The following is a 17,511-nucleotide window of genomic DNA, read 5'->3' on the forward strand; positions in this document are numbered from 1 at the left end:
GGCTCTGCCAATTTTGACGCTGCCTCAAGGAACGATCATGGAACGCGATCAGGCCAGTAAATTCATCAACGATCTGCTCAAGCTCATGGTCAGCCGCAACGGCAGCGACCTGTTCATCACTGCAGAGTTTCCGCCCGCCATCAAGATTGACGGCAAAGTCACCAAGGTCTCGCCCCAGCCGCTGAACCAGTTGCATACGCTGGCCCTGGCGCGTTCCATCATGAACGACAGGCAGGTGGCGGACTTCGAACACACCAAGGAGTGCAACTTCGCCATCTCGCCTGCCGGTGTGGGGCGCTTCCGTGTCAACGCCTTCATGCAACAGGGCAAGGTCGGCATGGTGCTGCGTACCATTCCCAGCACCCTGCCCACGATTGACGGCCTGGGCGTGCCGCAGGTGCTCAAGGAAGTGACCATGACCAAGCGCGGCCTGTGCATCCTGGTCGGCGCGACGGGCTCGGGCAAGTCCACCACGCTGGCCGCCATGGTGGACTGGCGCAATGAAAACTCCTTCGGCCACATCATCACCGTGGAAGACCCCGTGGAATTCGTGCATCCGCACAAGAACTGCGTGGTCACGCAACGCGAGGTGGGACTGGACACTGAAAGCTGGGAAGCCGCGCTCAAGAACACGCTGCGCCAGGCGCCCGATGTGATTCTGATGGGCGAAATCCGTGACCGAGAAACCATGGAGCACGCGATTGCGTTCTCGGAAACCGGGCATCTATGTCTGGCCACGCTGCACGCCAACAGTGCCAACCAGGCTCTGGACCGTATCGTCAACTTCTTCCCCGAAGAGCGCCGTCCGCAACTGCTGATGGACGTGTCGCTGAATCTGCGGGCCATCATTTCCCAGCGCCTGATCCCCAAGCAGGACAGCAAGGGCCGTGTCGCCGCCATCGAGGTGATGCTCAACTCTCCGCTGATCGCAGACCTGATCTTCAAGGGTGAAGTCGTCGAGATCAAGGAGATCATGAAGAAAAGCCGCAACATCGGCATGCAGACCTTTGACCAGGCGCTGTTCGACCTGTTCGAGTCCAATCTCATCACCTATGAAGACGCGCTGCGCAATGCAGACTCGGTCAACGACCTGCGTCTGCAGATCAAGCTCAACAGCCAGCGTGCCCGGACTCTGGACCTGGCGGCCGGCACCGAGCATCTGACCATCGTCTAACCCCAAGGCGCCGGCATCTCCTCCCACAGGTGGAGCGCTGGCTTTGCTGTGGGGCGGCAGGGCCGCCCAGGACCCTGCTCTACGCCAAGGCCATGCACTGCGGCGCTACCATGATCGAACTGTTCCGTACCCAGTCTTAGAGGATTTCATGAGCACAGCCACCATCGCCTCCCGCAGCTACGCACCCTGCACTTCCACTCCTGTGGCCTTTCTGGGTCTGGGCGTCATGGGTTCCCCCATGGCCGGGCATCTGGCTGCGGCAGGCCATCAGGTCACGGTCTACAACCGCACGACCACCAAGGCCGAGGCCTGGGTCGAGGAATTTGTCGGCGCCCGCCATGCAGCCACGCCCCGTGAAGCCGTCAAGGGTGCACGCATGGTCTTTTGCTGCGTGGGCAACGACGACGACCTGCGCTCGATTGCGCTGGGAGACGACGGCGCCTTTGCGGGCATGGAGCCTGGGGCCATCTTTGTCGATCACACCACGGCCTCGGCCCAGGTGGCACGCGAGTTGTATGCACAGGCCCTCCAGCGCGGCCTGCACTTCATGGATGCCCCGGTATCGGGTGGTCAGGCCGGTGCGGTCAACGGTCAGCTCACTGTCATGTGCGGTGGCGATCAGGAGGTATTCGACCAGGTGGCACCGGTGGCTGGTGCCTTCTCGCGCGCCTTTACCTATATGGGTGCCAGCGGCAGCGGTCAACTGACCAAGATGGTCAATCAGATCTGCATTGCGGGCCTGGTCCAGGGGCTGTCCGAAGCCATTGCCTTTGGCCTGCGCGCCGACCTGGACGTGGAGAAGGTCCTCGACGTGATCGGCAAGGGCGCCGCTCAGAGCTGGCAGATGGACAATCGCGGCAAGACCATGGCCGTGGGGAAGTTCGACTTCGGCTTTGCCGTGGACTGGATGCGCAAGGATCTGGGGCTGGTGCTGGCCGAGGCCCAGCGCAATGGCGCACGCCTTCCCGTCACCGCGCTGGTGGACCAGTTCTATGCCGATGTACAGGCCATGGGCGGCAATCGCTGGGATACCTCCAGCCTGATCCAGCGCTTGCGCTGAGCCGCTGCGCCATGAAAAAAGCCGGACTCGAGTCCGGCTTTTTTGTGACCGTCAGCTCACCTCAGTTCATGCTGGAGCGATCCTCGACCACAGGGGCGGCCTTGGATGTTGCTGCAGCCAGCTCATCTTCGGAGATGACCTCAAACAGGCGCACAACCTTGCTCACATCGTTGACGCCACGAGCGATCTCGGCAGCCCGCTTGGATTCGCGCGGCGTGACTATGCCCATCAGATAGACCACGTTGTTCTCGGTCACGACCTTGATGGCCGAGGATGAAATGTCCTTGGCGTTGACCAGACTGGCCTTGACCTTGGTCGTGATCAGAGAATCCTGGGAGCGCTGACCCAGAGTGGCCGTGAAAGGCGCGACCTCGATCTCGTTATAGACCTGGCGCACGGTGGATTGTTCGCGCACCAGCTTCTCGATGGTTGCCTTGTCCGTCGCATTGCCTGCCTGGCCGGTCAGCAACACCACACGGTTGTAGCTGGTGGCGCTGACGCGGGCCTTGTCGCCCATCACCTCGCTGATGCGATTGCCGGCACGCAGCTCTATGCCCTGGTCCTCAACCTGTGTGCCGGTGGTACGCCTGTCCACTGCCGACATGCCCGCCACAGCAGCACCGCCGCCCACCAGAGCCACGCAACCGCTCAAGGCACCGCCCAGAGCGGCAACAGTCAGGGCCGCACATGCAACACGGGTCCACTTCAACTTCATAAAGGCATCTCCTGGTCACCAAGCAGTTGAGAGTCCACACCATCGGCCAGACAGTGCAGGATCAAGGTATGGGTTTCGCGCACGCGCGCCGCACGGTCGTGGGGCACGCAGATCAGTACATCGGTCTCTCGCACGGCGGTGGCCAGATTTCCGCCGGTGCGGCCTGTCAGCACCACGGCCATCATGTCGCGCTCGTGGGCGGCTTCAAGAGCCTCCAGCACAGCCGTGTCGTTGCCGGTCACCGACATGAGCAGCAGCAGATCGCCGGGCTGCCCCAGCGCCCGCACCTGACGCGCCAGATACTGGCTGGCATTGCCGCCCGAGCCCGTGGCTCCCACGCTGCCCAGCAGGCCGCCATCGGAAGTCAGGGCCACGGCCGCCAGCTCGGGACGATCGCGCTCGAACCCTGTCACGCACAGGGAGGCAAATAACTGGGCATCGCTGGCCGAAACGCCCGTACCGCAGGCCAGCACCTTGCCGCCGCCCGTCACGCAGGCCAGCATGGCCTGTACGGCGGAAGCAATAGGTTGGCTCAGCGCCTGGGCGGCCTGGTACTTCAGGTCGGCACTGTCGATGAAATGCTGTTGAATTCGTTGCTCTAGCATGGAGGCCCGATGATACCCGCCACCTGTTATCTCTTTGGTAGCAAACCGTTATTTGCGCATCAGTGTTGCGCACAACTATGACGCGGCGACTAAAGCGCCTCGAATGCCGCTTGGAGCCATTCGAGGCGCATCTGGTTCCCGGCGCTATCGACCAGCACCACATCAAAGCGGCATGGCGGCGCTGCCGCAAGCCGCATCAGATAGTATCTGGCGGCCAGCACGATGCGCTGCTGCTTGAGACGGCCGATGCTGCCGCCGGCACCGCCGAAGCGCTCGGTGTTGCGGCTGCGGACTTCGACGAACACCAAAGACCCGTCGCGGTCACGCAGGATCAAATCGATTTCGCCGCCACCACGGCCCGGCGTCCGATAATTGCGCTCGACAAGCTTCAGGCCCCGCGTCTGCAAATGCGCCAACGCGGCATCCTCGGCCTGCTGCCCGCGTGCGGTTGTGCTTTGCGCCGGCTTGGGCCGCTTTCCAAGGAAATCCATTGACTACCTCTTTCGCCTCTGCACTGACTGCCGCACATGACGCGGCCGCTTCCCAGCATTATCCGCAGGGAGCCCTGTATGTGGTGGCGACGCCGATTGGCAATCTGGCCGATATCAGCCTGCGCTCGCTGCATGTGCTGCAGATCGTGGACTGCATCGCCTGCGAGGACACGCGCCACACTCAGGGCCTGCTGCGCAGCTACGGGCTGGACCGACCCGGCAGCCAGTTGCTGGCCGTGCACCAGCACAACGAGGCAGAAGCCGCCCAGCAGGTGATCGAGCGCCTGCAGCAAGGCCAGCGCATCGCCTATGTCAGCGATGCAGGCACTCCCGGTGTCAGCGACCCGGGCGCGCGCCTGTGCGCGGCGCTGCAGACCGTGGGTCTGCGCAGCATTCCGCTACCCGGCGCCAGCAGCGTGACATCGGCCATCAGCGTGGCCGGCGCCGTCACTCCGGCACAGGGCGAAAGCGGTTTTGTGTTTGCCGGCTTCCTGCCTACCAAGAATGCCGAACGACTGGCCGCCGTGCAGAAGCTGGCCGACCAGCCGCGTTGCACCGTGCTGCTGGAAGCCCCGCACCGCATCATCGAGCTGGCCCAGGCTCTGGCCCTGCTGGGCGAGCGACGCGTCACGCTGGCGCGCGAGATCACCAAGCAGTTTGAAGACATCGCCAGCATGCCGGCCCACGAGCTGGCAGCCTGGCTGCAGGCCTCGCCGCAACGTGTCAAGGGCGAGTTCGCCATCGTGCTGCACCCCGTGGCGGTGCAGCAGGAGTCGGGCGAGGCCGAGCGCGTGCTCAAGCTGCTGCTGGCCGAGTTGCCGACCAAGACGGCCGTGAAGCTGGCCGCCGAAATCACTGGGGCCAGCCGCAACACGCTCTACGACCGGGCGCTGGAACTCAAGCGGGCCGCCGAAGAGGAATAGGTAGGTCAACCGGGCGCGGTACAAACCGGAGACGCCTGGCAAGGGCTGCCCCGCAGCCCCCGTTTGGGGAAGCCTGGTTGCGACTCAAGCGTAGGCCAGACCGGTTGCCACGCCACCAAACAGGTCGCCTTCGACCTGCGGCACATCGGGGAAAGCGACGCGCAGCGCATCGCGCAGGGTACGTAGGGCCGACGAGCCGCCGGTCAGATAGATGGCGTCTGGCGCTGCCACGCCGGCCTGGCGCACACAGTCCTGCGCACATTCGACGACCTGCAGCAGCAAGGCCTGCAACTGCTCCTGCAGAACCTCCGGGGAGATGGCCGCCGGCAGGTCTTGCTCCAGCCAGTCCAGCGCTATGGCCGAGGCCGCATGGCTTTGCGAAGCCGCAATCTTGGCCTGCTCCACCGCATCGGCCAGCCTATGGCCTTCACGCCAATCCAGCACCTTCATCAGGCGCTGGTGCAGCTGCTGATCGCTGTAATCGCTCTTGAGACCGCGCGCCGCAGCCAGGGCCTTGGCTGTGTACAGCCACTGGATCAGATGCCAGGTGGAGAGATCGAAGAACACGCTGCTGGGCACCTCGCGCCCACTGGGGCCGATGTGCTTGTAGCCCAGCAGCGGCATGACCTGGGCCACGTTGAGGCGATGGTCGAAATCCGTGCCTCCGATATGCACGCCGGTGGTGGCCAGAATGTCCTGGGTGCGGTCGGCATGCCCGGCCTGTTGCGGACCGAGACGCACCACCGTGAAGTCCGAGGTGCCGCCGCCGATATCGACCACCAGCACCAACTGCTCCTCGCTCAGGCGCTGCTCGTAATCCAGCGCCGCCGCAATCGGCTCCAGCTGAAAGCTGACTTCGCCCAGGCCAGCAGCGCGCGCCGCAGCGGCCAGGGCATCCTGCGCCTGACGGTCTCGCTCCGGGTGTTCGTCGACAAAATGCACGGGACGCCCCAGCACCACACGCTCGGGCAGACGACCGTCCAGCGCGTGACGCGCCTGATCGGCCACGCGCTTGAGAAAGATCGCGATGATGTCCTGATAGCTGACGAGCTGCTCGTGCACCGCGGTCTTTTCCAGCAACAGGCTGCTGCCCAGCAGGCTCTTGAGGGAGCGCATCAGGCGCCCTTCCTCGCCTGCCAGATACTGCTGCATGGCATCGCGGCCGAAATGCGTGCTGTGTTCTTCGGTATTGAAGAACAGCGCCGTGGGCATGCCCGTGGCCGCTCCTTCCAGAGGCAGCAAAGTTGCGGTCTTGCCAGGCAGGCGATAGGCAGCAGCAGAGTTGGAGGTTCCGAAATCGATGCCCAGAGTGGCAGACGTGAGAGCTGTGGTCATGAAAGGCGGCGCTGCACCGCGCCGGCCCGCAAAGGCTGACGCGGCCGCAACGAAAACGCCCACCGAAGTGGGCATGGGTGTCAGCGGGGGCGCTATTCTAGCGCCCCTGTTATTGGGCCTAGGCGGCGGCGGTTTCCAGCTCGCTGCCGGAATGCAGTGCCAGTTCAATGCGCACCCCGTGGGTGGCAACTTCGTCCAGTCCCTCTGCTACCGCCTGCTGCGGCACCGACAGCACGACCGCATAAGGTCCTTCGCCGCGAGTGGCCAGTCTTTGGGCCAGGAGGCCTGCAGCCTGTACGGGTGCCGCCAGCACCAGCTCGGTGGTGCCCAGACCCAGCGATACCTGCTGCGTGCTGCCGTCGGCCGAGACCCGCAGCGCGCCGACATCCACGCCTTCGCCGAGCAAGGCCCGCCAGCGCGCCAGGCTGGCCCGCAGGTCCTTCACCGCCACTTCCAGGCGCGCCACGCCGGTCACGCCATTGGGATGCACCCGGGCCTGGCCTTCGGGCACCCGCAAGGCACGCGGCGTCAGGTCGCCGCACAGAAACGGCAGATCCTGGCTGTGGGCGCGTGCATTGCGCCAGCGCAGCTGCTCTCCATCGGGACGCAGACGTCCGCCCTCATAAGGCGCTTCATAGTCCAGGCCGCGCGCCTGGGCCGCCGCCACCACGGCGCCGGTCTCGGAGGGCAGCAGCGCAAAGTCGACCAGGCCCTCACCGTGCTGCTGCAACTGCTGCCACCAGCGTTCCTCGGGCGCGGGCGCACGCCAGGCAATGAGTTCGAAATAGACGCCGTCGGCAAACACCACCAGGGCATTGTGCGTGGAGCGGCCCGGGTGCTCGCCGCCGCGCAGCACGTTGAAGCCCAGGGACTGGTAGTCGGCAATCGTGCGCTCCAGATCCTGGACCGCGATGACGATATGGTCGAGTGGCAGGCTCATGCAAAAGTCTTTCCAAAAGGTTCTCAGGCCGCCAGGCGCTCGGGCGCGCTGGAGTCGGTATGGCGCACCTCGGCGCGGATGGACTGGGGGTTGCGCAGCAGGTTGAGGATGGGGCAGCTTCGCTCCACGGCCTCGAACAGCGCATCGATCTCGGCACGGCTGGCTGGCGAATCGATATGCACGGTGTAGCCGATATCGTGCGGCCAGATCGGCGTCGCCTCATGGCCGGGCTTGCCGCCGCGCGGGTCTATGACGCCCGTGACCTCGACTTCGAGGCTCTCCAGCGGCACCTGGCGCTCGGCCGCCTGGATCAGAAAGATATGGGTCACGCAGGTGCCCAGCACGCCCAGTTGCAGCTCGGGCGAGCTCGGGCCGAGGTTGTAGCCCGCGAAGTCGGGCGGGCTGTCGCTGATGACCTGGTGTTCGCGGATGCGCAGACGACGCACGCCGCTGCGCCCCTCGGCACGCACGCTGGCCTTGAGCCTGGCGGCCTGGGCCGTGCCCGCCTCGATGGCGGCGCTGCGCGCCAGCACGGCCGCGCGTTTTTCGGAAAGATATTCGTTGAGATGGCTCATGAGCGGGCTTTCGATAGAGGAATGCCAGGCCATTGTTGTGAGAGCGGCGCGCCGGGCCAACAAAGGAATTCGTCTGCGCTTATGCGCTTTGCAAATATGCGGCCTCTCACCGCTTAGTTGTTTTTCGCATAACGATGCTACTCAATATATGAACACGAATATTTGGTGTCGATAGCATGAGAACCATGAATCCGGTCGGTTGCTGCGGCGATGCGTCCGGAACCTGAGTTTTCAACGCCATGTGGCGACGAGGTATGAACGTGTTTTTCCCTTCGCAGACGGATCCATCGATAAAACAGCCGGTGAACAAGCCGGCCCAACGCCGCGCCCTATGGGCCGCAGTGGCGGTACTGACGGGCAGCATGCTGCTGGCCGGCTGCTCCAGGCAATCCGGCACGGCCCAGGCCGGCGCATCGGCGGAACCGGTCCAGGGCGGCACCCTGGTCTATCTCGAGCAGCAGGCACATACCAATCTCTATCCGCCTGCCGGGGGCTTTTATCCCAACGGCGGCGTACTCAACCAGATCACGGACAAGCTGACCTATCAGGACCCCGAGACGCTGGAAATCCAGCCCTGGATCGCCGAGTCCTGGACCGTGAACGCCGACGCCACCGAGTACAGCTTCAAGCTGCGCTCCGGCGTGAGCTTCTCGGACGGATCGCCGCTGGACGCGGCCGCCGTGGCGCGCAACTTCGACACCTACGGCCTGGGCAACAAGGCGCTCAAGCAGCCGGTTTCCGAGGTCATCAACAATTACGAGCGCAGCGAAGTCGTCGATCCGCTGACCGTGAAGTTCTTCTTCAAGAAACCCTCGCCGGGCTTTCTCCAGGGCACTTCGGTGATCGGCTCGGGCCTGGTCTCGCCGGCCACGCTGGATCGTCCCTTCGAGGAGCTTGGCGATGCCACGCGCATCATAGGTTCGGGCCCCTTCGTGGTGGCCAGCGAGACCCTGGGCAAGGAACTGGTGCTCAAGGCGCGCAAGGACTACCGCTGGGGCCCGGCCAAGCTGGCCCACCAGGGCCGAGCACGCCTGGATGAAGTCAAGTTCATCGTCACGCCCGAGGACAGCGTGCGCATAGGCGCACTGCTGGCCGGTCAGGCCGGCTTCATCCGCCAGGTCCAGGCCTATGACGAAAAGCGCGTGGAGCAACAGAAGTTCAGCATCTACGCGCCGTCCACGCGCGGTGTGAACAACAGCATCGCCATCCGTCCCGACAACGCCCTGGTGGCCGACCTCAAGGTGCGCCAGGCCCTGTTGCATGGCACCAATACCAAGGAGATCGTCGAAACCCTGTTCTCGCCGCGCTACCCGCAGGCACGTTCGGTGATCGCCTCCACGGCAGCCGGCTATGTGGACCTGTCGGCCAAGCTGGTCTTTGACGAGGCCAGGGCAAAGCAATTGCTCGACGAAGCCGGCTGGAGCCTGGGCGCCAACGGCCTGCGCCAGAAGAACGGCCAGGACTTCGTGCTCTCGACCTACGAATCCCTGCCCCAGCCACAGAACAAGGAAACCCTGCAGCTCGTGGCCCAGCAATGGGCCAGGCTGGGTATCAAGCTCAATGTGCTGGCCGGAGACTCGGGCAGCCGCACGGTGGACACGCTGGACCCCGACAAGACAGGCGTGCTGCCGGGCATGGTGGGCCGCGCCGATCCTGACGTGATCAAGAGCAATTACTACCCGAGCAACCGCAATGTGCTGCTGCAAAAAGGCGGTGTGAGCCAGAAGGTCAAGTCCTTCGAGGACGGCAAGCTCAACCGCCTGTTCGATGCCATCGCGGCCGAGACCGATGCCAACCGGCGCCTCGCGCTGACCGGCGAGGTGCAGAACTATCTGATCGACCAGGCCTACGTAATCCCGATCTTCGAGGAGCCCCAGGCCTTCGCGGGTGCGACCTGGGTGCGCGAGGTGGGCTTCGAGGCCGTGGGCCGTCCCAGCTTCTACAGCACCTGGCTGGCCAAGCGCTGATTGCGCACCGATCAAGGAGGCGCACCCATGCCACGCCGCTATCTGCTTGGCCGCATCGCACAGGCCGCCCTGGTGCTGTGGGCGGCCTTCACGGCCTCTTTCATCCTGCTGCAGTTGCTGCCGGGCGATGCCGTGCTGATCAAGTTCCTGAACCCCGAGCTGGGCCTGGGCCCGCAGGAAATCGCCGACATCCGCGCCGCCTATGGCGCCGACCAGCCCGTCTGGCAGCAATACCTGCATACGCTGGCTCAGTTCCTCACGGGCCATTTCGGCTACTCGCTGCAGGCCGGCGTGCCCGTGAGCCAGGGCCTGGCCACCAGTCTGCCGCCCACGCTGCGCCTCGCGGCCCTGGGCTTTTCCACGGCGGCGCTGCTGGCCATCGCTCTGGCGGCTGCGGCCAGCCTCGCGCCTCTGGCCTGGCTGCGCAATGCCCTGCAAGCCCTGCCCTCGGTCTTTGTCTCCGTGCCCGTTTTCTGGCTGGGCATCATGCTGATCCAGGTGCTGTCCTTCCGTCTGGGCTGGATTCCCGTCATCAATCCCGGCCCCTGGGAAGGCCTGGTCCTGCCCACGCTGACGCTGGCCGTCCCGATTTCGGCGCCGCTGGCCCAGATCCTGCTGCGCAATATCGACAACGTGCTGGCCCAGCCCTTTGTGGCCGTGGCGCGCGCCAAGGGCGCTTCTCGCGCCTGGGTGCTGCTGCACCATGTGGCGCGCAATGCCTTGCTGCCGACCTTGACGATTGCCGGCGTGCTGTTCGGCGAGCTGCTGGCCGGCGCCGTGGTCACCGAGGCCGTGTTCGGCCTCAACGGCCTGGGCACGCTGACCCAGCAGGCCGTGGGCAACCAGGACACGGCCGTGCTCCAGGCCGTGGTCGTGGTCTCGGCCGCCGCCTTCGTGCTCATCAACCTCGCCGTGGACCTGCTCTACCCGCTGCTCGATCCTCGTTTGCGTCATTCTGTGGAGAACCGGGCATGAACACCGCCGTCTCGACCGCCATTCCCAAGCCACTGGCATCCGGCGTCGCCTCGACCGCAGCGCCCAGGCTGGCGCCCCCGCCGGCACCGGCCGCAAAAAGCCTGCGCCCCATCCTGATCGATCTGCAAAGGCTCAGACGCCTGTCGCCCACGCTGGCCCTGGCCTTGCTGGTGATTGCCACGGCCGCGCTGTGGGCCCTGGTTCCGGGCTGGTTTGCGCATCAGAATCCCGTCGTCGGCCAGGCCGGCCAGCAACTGCTGGAGCCCGGCCTCGCGCACTGGCTGGGCACGGATGCGCTGGGGCGTGATCTCTGGGCCCGCGTGGTGCATGGCTCGGTGCACTCCTTGTCGGGCGCTTTCCTGGCCGTGGCCGTGGGCCTGGTGGCGGGCACGCTGATCGGCCTGCTGGCCGGTGCAGCGGGCGGCCGCGTCGATGACGCGCTGATGCGCCTCATCGACGTGCTTCTGGCCGTGCCCTCGCTGCTGCTGTCGCTGACCATCATCATCTTGCTGGGCTTTGGCACCATCAATGCAGCCATCGCCGTGGGGGTGGCATCCGTGGCCGGCTTCGCGCGCCTGGTGCGCTCCGAGGTGGTACGCGTGCGCCGCTCGGACTATGTGGAGGCTGCCTTCGGCAGCGGCGGACGCTTTGCGGCCGTGCTGTGGCGCCATGTGCTGCCCAATTCGCTGACCTCGGTGGTGGCCCTGGCCGCTCTGCAGTTCGGCTCGGCCATCCTGTCGATTTCCACGCTGGGCTTTCTGGGCTACGGCGCGCCGCCGCCCACGCCCGAATGGGGCCTGCTGATCGCCGAAGGGCGCAACTATATCGCCACCGCCTGGTGGCTGACCACGGCGCCGGGCCTGGTCGTGGTGGCCGTGGTTCTGGCCGCCAACCGCATCGGAGCCTCCTTCGCGCGGAGGCCGGCATGAGCACCCTGCTGCAAGACCGCCCCGCCACTGCAATCACTGCCGCAGCCGCCGCCCCGCTGCTCGAAGTCCAGGACCTGGTCATCGCCTACCGCGACCACAGCGGCCAGGAACAGCGCGTGGTCCACGGCCTGTCGTTTTCCGTGGCGCCCGGCGAAGTCGTGGCCCTGGTCGGCGAATCGGGCTCGGGCAAGACCACCACGGCCCAGGCCGTGATTGGCCTGCTCGCCGACAACGGGCGCCGCGAGCAAGGCAGCATCCGGCTGCAAGGCACCGAGGTCTCGGACTGGAGCGCCGCGCGCTGGAACAGCATTCGCGGCCGCGTGCTCAGCCTGGTGCCCCAGGACCCGACCACCTCGCTGAACCCCGTGCGCACCGTGGGCGACCAGGTCTGCGAAATCCTGCGCATTCACGGCCTGCGCGACCGCTCTGCCATCGAGGCGCGCGTGATCGACCTGCTGACCCGCGTGGGCCTGTCCCAGCCCGCCCTGCGGGCGCGCCAGTATCCGCACGAGCTGTCGGGCGGCATGCGCCAGCGTGTGCTGATCGCCATCGCCATCGCGCTGCGGCCTGCGCTGATCATCGCCGACGAGCCCACCAGCGCGCTGGATGTCACGGTGCAGCGGCGCATCCTGGATCTGATCGACGAGCTGCGCCGCGAAACCGGCACCGCCGTGCTGCTGGTCACCCACGACCTGGGCGTGGCGGCCGACCGCGCGCATCGCCTCATCGTCATGCAGGGCGGTCGCATCCAGGAACAAGGCCCGACACTGGAGCTTCTGCGCCATCCGCAAAGCGCCTATACGCGCCGCTTGCTGTCGGACGCACCTTCGCTCACGCCCGCCCCCCGTCGCACACCGCCTGAGACGGCGATTGCCACCGAGGACTGGGCCATCGAGGTCGAGGACCTGGTTCACGACTTCCATGCCCCCAGCCAGGGGCGCGGCATTTTCCGCGCCGTGGACGGCGTGTCGCTGCGCCTGCGCCGGGGCTCCACGCATGCCATCGTCGGCGAGTCGGGCTCGGGCAAGACCACGACCATACGCGACATCGTGGGCCTGGCACGCCCTACATCGGGTCGCATCCGCATCGCCGGCGCCGAACTCACGGGCCTGCGCGGCGAGGCCCTGCGCCAGCTGCGGCGCAAGGTCCAGCTGGTCTACCAGAACCCGTTCAGCTCGCTGGACCCGCGCCAGCGTGTCTTCGACATCATCGAGGAGCCGCTGCTCAACTTCGAGCCGCTGCCGCCCCAGGAGCGCCGCCAGCGCGTGCTTGACATGCTCGAGCGCGTGGGCCTGCCTGCCGCCGTGCTCGAACGGCGCCCGCATGCGCTCTCGGGCGGCCAGCGCCAGCGCGTGGCGATTGCACGCGCCCTGGTGCTGCAACCGGAGGTGGTGGTGCTGGACGAGGCCGTTTCGGCCCTGGACGTGACCGTGCAGGCCCAGATCCTCGCCCTGCTCGCGCAGCTGCAGCAGGACCTCGGCCTGAGCTATCTCTTCATCTCGCACGACCTTGCCGTGGTGCGCCAGATCGCCGACACGGTGTCGGTGCTGCGCGCAGGCAAGGTGGTGGACGCGGGCAGCGTCGAGGACGTGTTCCTGCGCCCCACCAGCGACTACACGCGCGAACTCATGGACGCCATTCCCGGCAAAAGGAGCATTGATTTTGTCCCCCACCCCGCCTGACACTCTTGCTCGCGTGCGCCCTGCCCCACGCCTGGGCTTCTTCAGCCGCCTGCTCGATGAGGTACCGGCCGGCGAACGCTACCGCCTGGTCACCGAGCAGATCGCCCATGCCGAAGCCCAGGGCTTCGACTCGGCCTGGATCGCCCAGCATCATTTCCACGAAAGCGAGGGCGGCCTGCCCTCGCCCCTTGTCTTTCTCGCGCATGTGGCGGCACACACGCGGCGCATCCGCCTGGGCACGGGCGTGGTCACGCTGCCGCTGGAAAACGCGCTGCGCGTGGCCGAGGATGCGGCCGTGCTGGACCTGCTCTCGGACGGCCGCCTCGAGGTGGGCCTTGGCACGGGCGGCACGGCGGAGTCCTTCGAGGCCTTCGGCGTCACAGGCAGCGAGCGCGGCGCGGTCTTTGCGCGCAACTTCGCCGTGCTGAGGGATGCCTGGGCCGGGCGCGAGCTGGCAGGCGGCGTGCGTCTGTACCCCGCAGCCCCGCATCTGCTGGAGCGCGTCTGGCAGGCCACGTTCTCGGTCGAAGGCGGGGCACGCGCTGGTGCCAACAGGGACGGCCTGATGCTCTCGCGCACACAGCCCCGACCCGAAGGCCGCCCCCGGGCCACGCTGTCCGAGATACAGAACCCCATCATCGAAGCCTATCTCGCGGCCCTGCCCGCAGGACGCGCACCGCGCATCCTGGCTTCGCGCACCCTGCTGGTTTCCGACCAGCGCGCCCAGGCACTGGAATGGGCCGAAGCCGGTCTGCGCCGCGCGGCCCAGCGCCATGCGGCCCTGGCCTCAACCTCCTCCACGCAATGGGCAACGCGCGTCGATCCGCAGGCGCCGCTGCAGCAGCTCATTGAAGCCTACGACGTGCATGTGGGCACGCCCGAGGAGGTGATCGCCTCGCTGCGCGCCGACACGGCGCTGGCGCAAGCCAGCGACATCGTGTTCCAGGTCCACTCCATCGACCCGCCGCACCAGGCCATTCTGCGCTCCATCGAGCTGACGGCAGCCGTCGTGGCGCCGGCTCTGGGCTGGCGCCGCAGCGAGGCCCCCGCCGGCGCTTCACAACCCCCAGTCCGGACCGAACTGCTTCAAGCCGCATGACCATGAGCAACACCGCACAGACCCGCTTTCCCGAAGATGTGATCGACCATCTCGCCGATATCGCTGCCGGCAGCACGCTCGATCAGGTGCGCCGCCACCGTAGCGAGGCACGCACCCAGGCCCAGCAAAGCTTTGCCGCGCTGTTCACCCCCGCCGAGCCGGTTGCAGGAACCGTCTCGCTGCGCGAGCGCCTGACGCTGGCCGCCTTCACGGCAGGCCTACATGGCGAGCCTCGCAGCACGGCCTTCTATACACGCGCCCTGGCGGGCGAGGATGCCGATCTGGCCGATGCCGTGAGCTCGGAAGTGGTGCGCGGGCGCGCTGCCAGCCTGCAGCCCGGCAGCGGCCCGCACGGTCCCTACGGGATCTATCCGGCCGGCCCCTTGAGCCGCGAGGACCAGAGCGGCCCCAACTACGCCGTGGACCCGGCCCATGCGACTTTGCTGGGCCCGCGCCTGAGCGCCGCGCTGGCCCATGCCCATCTGCTGGCCTACCACCCACGCGATGCGAGTGCCCAGGCCTTGCTGGCGCTGCAGCAGGCCGGCTGGAGCGAGACCGATATCGTCATCCTGTCCCAGCTCGCCTCTTTCCTGTCCTTCCAGATCCGCCTTGTGGCGGGGCTGCGCGTGCTTGGCGCACGAGCTGCAGTCACCACGGCATCTTCCACCCTCGCCCTGCAAGCCCAGCCATGAGCACCACGCACAACACCTCCCCCCAGGTCTTCACCCAGGAACAGCTCGACTGGCAGCCATGGATAGCTCCGCTGCAGGAGAGCGAGCTGAGCGAGCGCCACCATGCAGGCCTGGTGGACGCGGCGCGCGCGCGTTCACCCTATTTCCGGCTGCTGGCGCGCGACCCCGACACGCTGGGAGCACGCACGCGCACCGACAAGGACATCTTCTACAACCCCGACGCCGGCCTGCCGCGCGCCGAGCGCGAACTGGCAGCAGCTGCAACCTCACGCACCAATGGCTGCATCTACTGCGCTTCGGTACATGCGCGCTTTGCCACGCATTTCTCGCAACGCGCCGCCGATGTGCAGCGCCTGCTCGATGAAGGTCCGGGCAGCGATCTGGGCCCGCGCTGGAACGCCATCGTCGCCGCCGCCGTGGCCTTGACGCAGACGCCGCCCGCACTGGAGTCCAGTCATATCGATGCGCTGCGCGCCGCCGGCCTGGATGACGCGGCCATCTCCGATGCGCTGCAGGGCACTGCCTTCTTCAACTGGGCCAACCGGCTCATGCTGTCTCTGGGCGAGCCCCTGCGCACGAGCAGCTGACAGCGCGGCTCACCACAGCCCCAGCAACTTCCACCAGGCGCTGCCGACGACAGCGAAGATCAGCAACTCCAGCACGCACATCGCAGCCCCCACGCGCCACCAGACACCTAGAGTCACATAGCCGCTGCCGAAGATGATGGGTGAAGTGCCGGTCGCGTAGTGCGTCAGCGTCATCATGATGGCCGAACCGGCCGTCATCATCAGCATGAAGGGGACGACGTAGTCAGCCGGGATCAGTTGCGCGCCCACGGTCAGAAAGGCCAGCATCATGGCGCTGATATGGGCCGTGGTGCTGGCAAACAGATAGTGCGAGAAGACGAAAACGCCCACCAGAATGGCGGCCACGGGCAGCCAGTCCAGGCCGCTGGCGACGATGGCGCTCTTCAAACCCTCGGCAAACCAGGCGACCACACCGAGCTTGTTGAGCTGCTCGGCCAGCATGACCAAGGCACCGAACCAGATCAGGGTGTCCCAGGCGCTTTTCTCGGACAGCACATCATCCCAATCGATGGTCCCCGTGATGATCAGGGCGAACAAACCGAGAAAAGCCACCACGGTCGGGTCCAGCGTGAACGCCGGGCCGAACAGCATTTGCGGCACATTCGCCCATAGCAACAGCATCACGCCGAAGGTGCCGAGCATCACGCGCTCCTTGCCTGACAGCGGGCCCATGCCTGCCATCTCGGCGCGCGCGTACTCCACGGCATTGGGCGTGGCCTTGAGTTCGGGTGGCGACAGCAGATAGATCGCCAGCGGCATCAACAGCAGACACAGCAGCCCTGGCAGCAGCATGTACAGAGCCCAACTTGTCCAGCTCAGGTGCAGGGACTGACCCGTGGCCTTGGCCACCAGGTCCACGACCAGCGGATTGGGCGCCGTCGCGGTCAGGAACATCGCCGAGGTGATCGGATTGGAATGGTAGTTGACCAGCGCCAGATAGGTCCCGACCTTGCCTTGCGTTCCCTTGGCCGGATCCGATTCAAAGGCATTGGCGATGGACTTCATGATCGGATGCACGATGCCGCCACCGCGTGCCGTGTTGCTGGGCGTGAACGGGGCCAGTACCAGCTCGCAGATCGCGAGTCCGTAACCTATGCCTATGGTGCGCTTGCCCATCAGCGCAATGAACAGCAATCCGATGCGGTTGCCGAGCCCCGTCTTCTTGAGACCGCGCGATATCAGAACCGCCACCACGATCAGCCAGATCAGAGGATTCGCAAAGCTGCTCAGCGCATCCGTGATCGCACCTTTGGACGAACTGGAGGTGACCTGGGACAGCGACACGATGACAATCGCCATCAATGCCATCACGCCTATGGGCATGACCTTGAGGATGATCGCCACGATGGTCGTCAGAAAGATGGCCACCAGTTGCCAGGCCTTGCTGTCCAGTCCCGCAGGTACCGGCGTCAGCAGCAGACCGGTCAGCACCAGGGTGGAAATCAGTGCAGGCACGACCCGAAACGGAACGGCCGATTTGAAGTAACGGAACATCGAGACGATCTTCTCGAACATAGAAGTCCTTTTCTTTACCTGCAGCGCATCGAGACACCATACCTCAGCTCAGCAAAAGCCAGGAGTCCCCGACGGACATTGGCGCTCGGGTCACAGACTGGCATCATGATGCAGTGCCGCATGGCTTCGACTCCAGGCCGACTTTTACGTTGCCAAAGTTTGATCGACGGCAAGACTTGCAGAAGCAAAACCAATGGCAAGACCTCGTACATGTCAGTATTCAAGCATTGGGCACATGCCCATGGAT

17 protein-coding genes are annotated in these 17,511 nt (G+C 65.8%); 10 read left to right on the top strand and 7 right to left on the bottom strand.

Annotated features, from left to right (window positions below; genetic code table 11):
• Nucleotides 1–37: 37 nt before the first annotated feature.
• Entirely contained in the window at nt 38–1,174 is a 1,137-nt protein-coding gene (locus tag FSY45_RS05775; protein ID WP_003068462.1) for a PilT/PilU family type 4a pilus ATPase, read from the top strand.
• A 148-nt stretch (nt 1,175–1,322) separates the two neighbouring features.
• Nucleotides 1,323–2,234: an NAD(P)-dependent oxidoreductase gene (locus FSY45_RS05780; protein ID WP_046461638.1), complete on the top strand. Its 912-nt coding sequence runs from the start codon at nt 1,323–1,325 to the stop codon at nt 2,232–2,234.
• Nucleotides 2,235–2,295: 61 nt separating this feature from the next.
• Here the strand turns inward: FSY45_RS05780 and FSY45_RS05785 are convergent, their stop codons facing one another.
• From FSY45_RS05785 to FSY45_RS05795, 3 genes are all read right to left on the bottom strand, one after another.
• Complete coding sequence (locus FSY45_RS05785) at nt 2,296–2,949, bottom strand: BON domain-containing protein (RefSeq protein WP_003068458.1); 654 nt, start codon at nt 2,947–2,949, stop codon at nt 2,296–2,298.
• Nucleotides 2,946–3,554, bottom strand: coding sequence for an SIS domain-containing protein (locus FSY45_RS05790; RefSeq protein WP_003068456.1), 609 nt, complete (start codon nt 3,552–3,554; stop codon nt 2,946–2,948). The genes FSY45_RS05785 and FSY45_RS05790 overlap by 4 nt, the downstream gene beginning before the upstream one ends.
• Before the next feature lie 89 nt (nt 3,555–3,643).
• On the bottom strand, nt 3,644–4,045 hold the full coding sequence (locus FSY45_RS05795) for a YraN family protein (RefSeq protein ID WP_003068453.1): 402 nt from the start codon (nt 4,043–4,045) through the stop codon (nt 3,644–3,646).
• On the opposite strand from FSY45_RS05795, the gene rsmI reads away from it, so the two are divergent.
• Nucleotides 4,045–4,968, top strand: a complete 924-nt coding sequence (gene rsmI / locus FSY45_RS05800; RefSeq protein WP_003068451.1) for a 16S rRNA (cytidine(1402)-2'-O)-methyltransferase — start codon at nt 4,045–4,047, stop codon at nt 4,966–4,968. The genes FSY45_RS05795 and rsmI overlap by 1 nt on opposite strands.
• 84 nt (nt 4,969–5,052) lie before the next feature.
• Here rsmI and FSY45_RS05805 read toward each other — a convergent pair whose 3' ends face one another.
• The 3 genes from FSY45_RS05805 to FSY45_RS05815 form a co-directional block, all read right to left on the bottom strand.
• On the bottom strand, nt 5,053–6,303 hold the full coding sequence (locus tag FSY45_RS05805) for an Hsp70 family protein (RefSeq protein WP_046461637.1): 1,251 nt from the start codon (nt 6,301–6,303) through the stop codon (nt 5,053–5,055).
• Between the two features lie 118 nt (nt 6,304–6,421).
• A complete protein-coding gene (locus FSY45_RS05810; RefSeq protein ID WP_148747959.1) occupies nt 6,422–7,243 on the bottom strand; it encodes a VOC family protein in 822 nt (273 codons plus the stop codon).
• Between the two features lie 23 nt (nt 7,244–7,266).
• Nucleotides 7,267–7,851, bottom strand: a complete 585-nt coding sequence (locus FSY45_RS05815) for an OsmC family protein (RefSeq protein ID WP_187427533.1) — start codon at nt 7,849–7,851, stop codon at nt 7,267–7,269.
• Between the two features lie 221 nt (nt 7,852–8,072).
• Here FSY45_RS05815 and FSY45_RS05820 point away from each other — a divergent pair, with 221 nt between their 5' ends.
• From FSY45_RS05820 to FSY45_RS05850, 7 genes are read left to right on the top strand one after another with little or no spacing between them, the layout of a single operon-like run.
• Nucleotides 8,073–9,785 (top strand): TIGR04028 family ABC transporter substrate-binding protein, encoded by a 1,713-nt coding sequence (locus FSY45_RS05820; protein ID WP_171832553.1) that lies wholly within the window; start codon nt 8,073–8,075, stop codon nt 9,783–9,785.
• 27 nt (nt 9,786–9,812) lie between these two features.
• Nucleotides 9,813–10,760: an ABC transporter permease gene (locus tag FSY45_RS05825; protein WP_003068441.1), complete on the top strand. Its 948-nt coding sequence runs from the start codon at nt 9,813–9,815 to the stop codon at nt 10,758–10,760.
• The gene (locus FSY45_RS05830) at nt 10,757–11,689 is read left to right on the top strand and encodes an ABC transporter permease (protein ID WP_046461635.1); all 933 of its coding nucleotides are present in this window, start codon (nt 10,757–10,759) and stop codon (nt 11,687–11,689) included. The genes FSY45_RS05825 and FSY45_RS05830 overlap by 4 nt, the downstream gene beginning before the upstream one ends.
• Complete coding sequence (locus FSY45_RS05835) at nt 11,686–13,371, top strand: ABC transporter ATP-binding protein (protein WP_046461634.1); 1,686 nt, start codon at nt 11,686–11,688, stop codon at nt 13,369–13,371. The genes FSY45_RS05830 and FSY45_RS05835 overlap by 4 nt, the downstream gene beginning before the upstream one ends.
• Nucleotides 13,352–14,470 (top strand): putative FMN-dependent luciferase-like monooxygenase, encoded by a 1,119-nt coding sequence (locus FSY45_RS05840; protein ID WP_046461633.1) that lies wholly within the window; start codon nt 13,352–13,354, stop codon nt 14,468–14,470. The genes FSY45_RS05835 and FSY45_RS05840 overlap by 20 nt, the downstream gene beginning before the upstream one ends.
• Entirely contained in the window at nt 14,467–15,162 is a 696-nt protein-coding gene (locus FSY45_RS05845; RefSeq protein ID WP_046461632.1) for a CMD domain protein, read from the top strand. Before FSY45_RS05840 ends, FSY45_RS05845 begins: the two co-directional genes overlap by 4 nt.
• Nucleotides 15,159–15,749, top strand: coding sequence for an alkylhydroperoxidase domain protein (locus FSY45_RS05850; protein WP_046461631.1), 591 nt, complete (start codon nt 15,159–15,161; stop codon nt 15,747–15,749). Before FSY45_RS05845 ends, FSY45_RS05850 begins: the two co-directional genes overlap by 4 nt.
• Before the next feature lie 9 nt (nt 15,750–15,758).
• Here the strand turns inward: FSY45_RS05850 and FSY45_RS05855 are convergent, their stop codons facing one another.
• Nucleotides 15,759–17,264, bottom strand: coding sequence for a DASS family sodium-coupled anion symporter (locus tag FSY45_RS05855; RefSeq protein WP_003068430.1), 1,506 nt, complete (start codon nt 17,262–17,264; stop codon nt 15,759–15,761).
• Between the last annotated feature and the right edge of the window lie 247 nt (nt 17,265–17,511).

Origin of the sequence: Comamonas sp. Z1, from assembly GCF_008121555.1 — a bacterium.
In the GTDB taxonomy this organism is placed as follows: Bacteria; Pseudomonadota; Gammaproteobacteria; order Burkholderiales; family Burkholderiaceae_C; genus Comamonas; species Comamonas thiooxydans.

Coding starts and splice junctions, on each gene's coding strand:
- FSY45_RS05820 (WP_171832553.1), top strand. CDS start 8,073: ATGAACGTGTTTTTCCCTTCGCAGACGGATCCATCGATAAAACAGCCG.
- FSY45_RS05855 (WP_003068430.1), bottom strand. CDS start 17,264: ATGTTCGAGAAGATCGTCTCGATGTTCCGTTACTTCAAATCGGCCGTT.
- FSY45_RS05795 (WP_003068453.1), bottom strand. CDS start 4,045: ATGGATTTCCTTGGAAAGCGGCCCAAGCCGGCGCAAAGCACAACCGCA.
- FSY45_RS05835 (WP_046461634.1), top strand. CDS start 11,686: ATGAGCACCCTGCTGCAAGACCGCCCCGCCACTGCAATCACTGCCGCA.
- FSY45_RS05850 (WP_046461631.1), top strand. CDS start 15,159: ATGAGCACCACGCACAACACCTCCCCCCAGGTCTTCACCCAGGAACAG.
- FSY45_RS05845 (WP_046461632.1), top strand. CDS start 14,467: ATGACCATGAGCAACACCGCACAGACCCGCTTTCCCGAAGATGTGATC.
- FSY45_RS05785 (WP_003068458.1), bottom strand. CDS start 2,949: ATGAAGTTGAAGTGGACCCGTGTTGCATGTGCGGCCCTGACTGTTGCC.
- FSY45_RS05805 (WP_046461637.1), bottom strand. CDS start 6,303: ATGACCACAGCTCTCACGTCTGCCACTCTGGGCATCGATTTCGGAACC.
- FSY45_RS05810 (WP_148747959.1), bottom strand. CDS start 7,243: ATGAGCCTGCCACTCGACCATATCGTCATCGCGGTCCAGGATCTGGAG.
- FSY45_RS05790 (WP_003068456.1), bottom strand. CDS start 3,554: ATGCTAGAGCAACGAATTCAACAGCATTTCATCGACAGTGCCGACCTG.
- FSY45_RS05825 (WP_003068441.1), top strand. CDS start 9,813: ATGCCACGCCGCTATCTGCTTGGCCGCATCGCACAGGCCGCCCTGGTG.
- FSY45_RS05815 (WP_187427533.1), bottom strand. CDS start 7,851: ATGGCCTGGCATTCCTCTATCGAAAGCCCGCTCATGAGCCATCTCAAC.
- FSY45_RS05830 (WP_046461635.1), top strand. CDS start 10,757: ATGAACACCGCCGTCTCGACCGCCATTCCCAAGCCACTGGCATCCGGC.
- FSY45_RS05775 (WP_003068462.1), top strand. CDS start 38: ATGGAACGCGATCAGGCCAGTAAATTCATCAACGATCTGCTCAAGCTC.
- FSY45_RS05780 (WP_046461638.1), top strand. CDS start 1,323: ATGAGCACAGCCACCATCGCCTCCCGCAGCTACGCACCCTGCACTTCC.